8 protein-coding genes and 1 pseudogene are annotated in these 6291 nt (G+C 43.4%); 1 reads left to right on the plus strand and 8 read right to left on the minus strand.

Annotation, left to right across the window (positions count from 1 at the left end; genetic code table 11):
- Nucleotides 1–37: 37 nt before the first annotated feature.
- The 7 genes and pseudogenes from KM934_RS12090 to KM934_RS12120 form a co-directional block, all read right to left on the minus strand.
- Nucleotides 38–625 carry a hypothetical protein gene (locus KM934_RS12090; RefSeq protein WP_215760857.1) on the minus strand — a complete coding sequence of 196 codons (588 nt, stop codon included), beginning with the start codon at nucleotides 623–625 and terminating at the stop codon, nucleotides 38–40.
- A gap of 26 nt (nucleotides 626–651) precedes the next feature.
- Entirely contained in the window at nucleotides 652–1572 is a 921-nt protein-coding gene (locus tag KM934_RS12095; protein WP_215760858.1) for an NADAR family protein, read from the minus strand.
- Between the two features lie 23 nt (nucleotides 1573–1595).
- Nucleotides 1596–2630 (minus strand): NADAR family protein, encoded by a 1035-nt coding sequence (locus KM934_RS12100; RefSeq protein WP_215760859.1) that lies wholly within the window; start codon nucleotides 2628–2630, stop codon nucleotides 1596–1598.
- 13 nt (nucleotides 2631–2643) lie between these two features.
- Nucleotides 2644–3729: an ADP-ribosylglycohydrolase family protein gene (locus KM934_RS12105; protein ID WP_215760860.1), complete on the minus strand. Its 1086-nt coding sequence runs from the start codon at nucleotides 3727–3729 to the stop codon at nucleotides 2644–2646.
- 64 nt (nucleotides 3730–3793) lie between these two features.
- Nucleotides 3794–4231, minus strand: coding sequence for a DUF1810 domain-containing protein (locus KM934_RS12110; RefSeq protein ID WP_317192674.1), 438 nt, complete (start codon nucleotides 4229–4231; stop codon nucleotides 3794–3796).
- Nucleotides 4232–4603: pseudogene (locus KM934_RS12115) on the minus strand (A1S_2505 family phage non-structural protein); the annotation flags it as partial.
- Nucleotides 4604–4619: 16 nt separating this feature from the next.
- On the minus strand, nucleotides 4620–5333 hold the full coding sequence (locus KM934_RS12120; RefSeq protein WP_215760861.1) for an NUDIX hydrolase: 714 nt from the start codon (nucleotides 5331–5333) through the stop codon (nucleotides 4620–4622).
- 492 nt (nucleotides 5334–5825) lie between these two features.
- On the opposite strand from KM934_RS12120, the gene KM934_RS13210 reads away from it, so the two are divergent.
- Nucleotides 5826–5990, plus strand: a complete 165-nt coding sequence (locus tag KM934_RS13210; protein WP_252344996.1) for a hypothetical protein — start codon at nucleotides 5826–5828, stop codon at nucleotides 5988–5990.
- Nucleotides 5991–6107: 117 nt separating this feature from the next.
- On the opposite strand, the gene KM934_RS12130 is transcribed toward KM934_RS13210, so the two are convergent.
- The coding region (locus tag KM934_RS12130) for a hypothetical protein (protein WP_215760863.1) at nucleotides 6108–6291 on the minus strand (184 nt) is incomplete at its 5' end.

A 6291-nucleotide genomic window follows, 5' to 3' on the forward strand; every position in this document is an offset into this window, starting at 1 on the left:
AGCATAAATTAAAAATAATGGTCAAAATATTTGGATTTTAACATAGAAAGCAGATAGTTCTCTCTTTCATGATTAGTCTTGCATTATCTTTTTCATCATCATCAAGATGCAAGGCGAGCAATGGACTGGATGCTACAATCTTAATGTCGCGATTAATATCTTTGCTGTAGTCAAACAGCCATGTCGCCAGAACACCTACCGCTACAGCTGTACTCCAACATATTCTCGATTCAAACTGTTCCCAGTAGCTCTTGATCCATGGCGACATATCAATTGCCATATTGAGATAAGCGGTTGGATCAACATAAATGCCAGACTTTTGTGTATCCTCTTTCCACATCATCAACGCATACATGCTATCTATTAATGCTTTCATCATATTAGATGGCGGCATTGTTGGGCTACCATTAAACCCTAAAAAAAGATATTTATCTGTCGTATTCTTACCTTTGTAATACTGTAGATACTGTTCCGGTACAGGTTTCTCTCTGTAGTCAGGGTTGAATTTGAATGCACTCTTGAAGCTCTTACCCGTTGTAAGTTTCAGATTATTCAATGCGTCCGATAAGGCAACGGCTGTAAGACAACCCTTTATTCGGTCATATATTATCTCATTTTCTATCATACATCTGATTAATTGTCGTCTATAAGTTACTTGTATATATAGTCAAAAGAATCTAATTCCAAATCCCATGAGGAGTATGATCTTCTGACATAGAACTTAACATAGAATTCCCCACAGAAGTTTGTTGCTAATACATGTAGGTCTTGACCATTTTCCAGAGGCAGAGGATTCAACACTATCTCACTACCCCTCTTATCTTCGAGAACAGTTATGCTTTCAACTTTCAATCCTTTTGAATAAGAATCAATGATTTGCGATTCTTTCTCCCAGACAAACTGAAAGGCATTCGTCCTGACGACAAGCTTCCAATCACTAAAGTCCAATGGTGGGATGCCAAACCATAATCCTCTGGCATCACAGTCTATCTTACCTACACCAAGCTCTTTGATTATCCCTTTCTGATATAACTGTCGCTGCAGATAGAGATCTGCATAGAAATCACGTAGGTCGGTAAGGAGCTCTGTAAATTCCCAGGAAGTAAGTATTGTTTTCTCACAATCTCCATTACCGCTTTCGTGGGTAAGTTCCATGCCGCGTGTCTGTAAAAGAGCCTTACGGAACCTTTCGTTTTGCTCAAACATAGCTTGATAAGCCTTTTTTAATAACTCCGAGTATTCAAAAAGTTCCTGTCGGTCTATCGCTTGTCCTTTCCACCAGAGAATCTGATCTTTCTGCCATGCCGTGGTACTGCGCTTTTTAGCTTCTCCACCCTTCATCGCACAAATCTGCTTCTGGCGTTCTTCATCCTTGCACTTGAGTGACTGAAGGAATCCCTCCATACTGCCACACTCTACGCCATCAAAAACGAAAGCGTTACTGCATAGATTACTCAGCACATTGGAGGGGTACAAACCATTGGAACGTATATCCAGAGTGTTTGTTTCTGGGTTATACATATCCTTCAGTTCGTGCCCATTCCGTGTGGTAGCCATATAATTATCTTCCATTTTGTCCCATTGTTTTATCTATCCTAAAAAGCTGCATTCCAGTATGCTGAAGCATCACCGCCGTACTCACTGATTAGCAAAGCGTAGAACAATGCTGTAGCAGATTCTGCGTCACTCAACCTATATTCATCAGGATTGTTATTGACGCGCAACTCTGTAATGCGATATTCATCACCATTTTCTTCGTAATGTGCTTCGAAAATGTGGAAACCTGTCCAACTTCGGAGATAGTGAATAGCATTATCGTCGCAATACATGTACCAATGGTCTTCCATCGCATCTGGTATATGACCATATCTGATTATATCCATCTGTCTGGCGGTGAGATAGAAATCTTGTGGCATAGAAACATATCGATCAAGAGGATTTCCCCAAGGCTTAGCCACTTTTGTTTTCTCGGGCATAGGGTCTTCGTAGTTGAAGCGGCGAGCTGAGTTGCCTGCACCCATCGTCCACATGAGCAAAGCTTTCTTCATATCCTCCTCCGATACATTGTCGGCCGAATCTTCCTCTTTTACTCTGAGCATATCCCTTACTTCCATCAGCGTGAAGCCCAGCAGGTTTTCACCTTGCCATAGGCGCGGATTACAGACCTCGGGAGCATCTTCGGGAAGTCCGATGCCCCAGATGGTGTCTTTAGGTGATGCTTCAACCAATATCTTGTCACCTGTGCCAAGCAGATATTCCATTAGCTTTAGATTCTGTGAGAATTTGGCAAGGTTTCCTCTCTTGACAACCTCCTGACAGTTCTTTTTCCATACGTATGCATTGAAGTTCCGTACTTTCCTGCCAAGTTTCTTTATTGTCATCGGGTCATACGATGCCATAATCTGTTGCCATGCGTCATCATCACCAAAGATGCGTGCCTTCTCTGCCATCATATATTGCTCCGCACAGTTGTAATATACATCCTCTACTGCAAAGGAGCACATATACCATTGGCTTAGACATACCTTGCCAACACCTCCCATTCTGTCGGAGTGTCCCCAAAAGAACACAAAGTCATCTCGTGCAAATGACCTTGCTGTATCTATCAAGTTCTGCTTGTCATATTTCATTGCGATACAATTTCTATTTTTTATTTAAAAACTCTGTTGTCTTGTCACGCCACAGGTCGTCGGCGACATGCAGAATCACATCATGTAATTCAAGGTCATCCTTGAAATACTGTGGAATGGCATCATAACCAATGGCTGCACCAAGGATATTACCTGTTACTGCACCCGTAGAGTCACTGTCCCCCTTATGGTTGACAGAGGCTATCATAGCCCTTTCAAAATTGTCGAAATATGCCAACGAACAATATACCGCAATGGCTACTGTCTCTTCAGCTACCCATCCTCCACCCAGTTCCTCCTCAATGGTTCTCACGTCATCAGTAGAGATGTCAGACCATAGAATGGCGGTTTTTATCAGAGTGGTAAACCGCTTTACCTCTTCTGGATAATTGGGAAACAATTCAGCTATCACTTTTAGACCTTCACGGATATAGTCCTTGCAGGTCTCACGTTCGGGTGCTTCATCTTTCACCAACTTATAGATAACGTAAGCCACAAGGGCTGACGGAATATAGCCCAATGGATGCTGGTGAGTCAATTCTGAGGCATCAGCAGCCAGTTTGCAAACCTCTTGGATATCTATTCTGTCTGCAGTTGCGCCATACAGAGGAATCGGGGCTATGCGCATAACCCCACCACATCCCTTGCTGTTATTGATTGGATCAACACCCCTAAGGATGTCATTTAGGGATGTAATGCATGTATTGCCTGGAGCTCTGCGTACATTCAACTCTGGCACATTTCTTATCCAACACTTGTCATATCCTTTCTTTTTCTTACCCGTCTGAGTGCACAACCATTCTATATATGCCTTGCATATCAACGGCATAAACGGTTCATTCTCAGCCTTAGCATTCAGCAATCCGCAAGCAGTGAAGAGAGTCATCTGTGTGTCGTCAGATACTACAGCCTTACCATTGCCGTTGTCTTTTTCCAACCACCATTGATGGGTATCAAGTCGTGTAATACCATTTCTGCCATACCTACGTTGGATATCACCGAAGGAATAGATAAACTCCACAGGATATCCCAGTGCATCACCAATGGCTCCGCCTATAAGCGAGCCTCTTATTCTGTCTTTTATTGTATTCTTGTCCATATCTTAACTTTTTTGTTATTATTGCGTTTATGATAGTATAGAGGCAAAAGTAACCCTACATCTATCACATAAAATCCAACGTCTTCTTGTCATACGTTCCACCATAGAAAGCATCCAGCACTTCTTGGAATATGTCATCTGGCGAAACAGCATCGAAGAGTGTTATGCAGGAGCGAACCTTTACGGCATCTATATCGCCAAATATATCTACCGCTGACTCTCCACGATTTTGCAACAGTGCCATAGTTATCTCCCTCAGCCTTGCACCCAGTATGGGATGTTCAAGGTAAGCCTCTGCCTCGTCATACCCGCTGATGCCATAATACTTGGCATTGGCACTACGTCCCAATACAGCCAACTGTGGAAAGATAAACCATATCCAGTGAGTACGTTTGCGCCCATCTGTAATTTCCCGCAAGGCATTCTCGTAGTTGTATTGATGTGCAGTCAAGAATCGTTCAAGATTGTAACAACGATCGCCATCAAGAGAAATGTTTTCCACGAACTCCTTCGGAAGGATGATATTCTCCACATCAATGGCATCCGTAAAGAGTGGAGCAATCTCAACATCATGAAATCCTGCAATACCGCAGCCTATGCGTGTAACGAGGAACGTAAGTCCATCATTCTCTTTGGCAAAGCGAATGAACTCATCCACATAGGGCTTGATGGTTTCCACCCCACCTTGCATGGTAGGGATGGCGTATGTCTGACCATGCAGACCCACGCCTTCGCCCCATACGGCATCAAACTTGTTGTAAGCCAAGCGTGCAGCACCGCCACCATGTGCACCTGCCAGATTGCTGCCAAAGACAAATATCTCGTTCTCTTTCAATTCTGAAATCCTATCGGGGGTGTATGCTCTGTTGTACATAAATTCCTATTATAATTTAAAACTCCAATCTAAATCCCTTCTGCTTCAGCTCCTCATATTTCGCCCTGTTGAAACGGAAGAGGAAAGCTTCTTTCTTCTGCGAAGGGTTTACTGTCTCATCCATCTGTTCCAGCATTTCCAGCCGCTTCATCTTGTTGTAGAAGTTACGGCGGTCGAATCGCACGTCCAGTATGGCCTCGTAGAGGTTCTGCAATTCCTTGATGGTAAACTCTTCGGGTAACAGTTCAAAGCCAATGGGTTCAAAGTGTATTAGCTGACGCAATGCCTGTTCTGCCTTTCGGAGTATCTGGTCGTGGTCGAAAGCCAACTGCGGCACCTCGTCCAAGGCAAACCATCGTGCATCAGCAGCGTCATCGCTACCCTTTACCTCCTGCATCCTCACCAAGGCATAGTAGGCAATGGTGATGACACGCTCACGAGGGTCACGCTGTGGAGCAGTGAAGGTATGGAACTGCCGGATGTACGCACCCTCCAAACCTGTCTCTTCCTGCAACTCACGCAGCGCACCCTCCTCAGCACTCTCGTCCATATTCATGAATCCACCTGGGAAGGCCCATCTCCCTTTGTAAGGTTCGATGCCTCGCTGCACTAAAAGGACCTTCAACTTTGTACCGTCAAATCCGAAGATGACACAGTCGGTCGTTACACTCGGATGGGGGTACTTATAGCAGTATTTCAACTCTTCGTCTGTCTTGTTTATCTTATCCATATACCTATTGCGTTAAATTTACGCCACAACCGACGCTCTAAGCAAGAGCAGAGACAAAGCTCGTTTTGGCTATGCCTTGCAAGGAGGAGGAAGAACGCAGTTCAAAGGTAATGTGTTTATTTTGAACAACAAAACGTTTTGCGTAAAATTTACACAAAATAGGCGTTTTTCCATCGAAACCACCACTATTCACTGTCTTTTCATCATCTTTTCCCCTATTTCACATGCCAATATCGATTATTGCATCCGCATTTTCTTGCTAAAGATCATAGTTATCCCATTCCTCATCGGTCATCAAATCTATTTCGTTTGGGATGTTTCTGACATCAAACCAAGAGATTTGGTTTTGACCGCAGAGAATATATACTCAAGTTTCGAATTTAGAATGAGTTCATAAAAAAGTTCATAAAAAAGGCTTTGAGTATTTCCGTATATCACGGAAAATGAGTAAATTAGATGTGACAAAAAAAACATTACTCAAAACTCAAAGCCATGAGCAAAATTACAAATATTCCCTCAGAAATCCGCAACTTTTTCTCAGAAAAACGTCGCAGTATAGTTATGGATACATTTACGCGCCTGCTTGAAGGCTTAAATTTGGACACCCGCAGCCTTGGTAGCTTGAAACGTGAGAACTGCCAGTTGACGAACCTTTAAGTGTTCCAAATATTGTTACTGCTTCCATTCTTTGCAATCAAAGGATTCTCCCATTATGATGGTTCGGCGCTGTGTCGTATGTTTGGCGGTAAGAAGGATGTTCTCTATTCATATCTGTCACAAGACAATGTCAACTGGCGGAATGTCGTGTACCGCATAACCAATTGGCTGCTGACGAAAGTGACTGTGCGCCAGGACCATAAGAAGAGTGTGCTTCCAACCGTACTGATAGCCGATGACACGGATCTTCCAAAGACGGGCATGCATATGGAATCCATAGGCAAGATATTCTCGCATGTAC

Origin of the sequence: Hallella faecis, assembly GCF_018789675.1 — a bacterium.
Classification (GTDB): Bacteria; Bacteroidota; Bacteroidia; order Bacteroidales; family Bacteroidaceae; genus Prevotella; species Prevotella faecis.

Bases quoted from the DNA above. Each gene is read 5' to 3' on its own strand.
- KM934_RS12090 (WP_215760857.1), bottom strand. From the start codon at position 625: ATGATAGAAAATGAGATAATATATGACCGAATAAAGGGTTGTCTTACA.
- KM934_RS12095 (WP_215760858.1), bottom strand. From the start codon at position 1,572: ATGGAAGATAATTATATGGCTACCACACGGAATGGGCACGAACTGAAG.
- KM934_RS12100 (WP_215760859.1), bottom strand. From the start codon at position 2,630: ATGAAATATGACAAGCAGAACTTGATAGATACAGCAAGGTCATTTGCA.
- KM934_RS12105 (WP_215760860.1), bottom strand. From the start codon at position 3,729: ATGGACAAGAATACAATAAAAGACAGAATAAGAGGCTCGCTTATAGGC.
- KM934_RS12120 (WP_215760861.1), bottom strand. From the start codon at position 5,333: ATGGATAAGATAAACAAGACAGACGAAGAGTTGAAATACTGCTATAAG.
- KM934_RS13210 (WP_252344996.1), top strand. From the start codon at position 5,826: ATGAGCAAAATTACAAATATTCCCTCAGAAATCCGCAACTTTTTCTCA.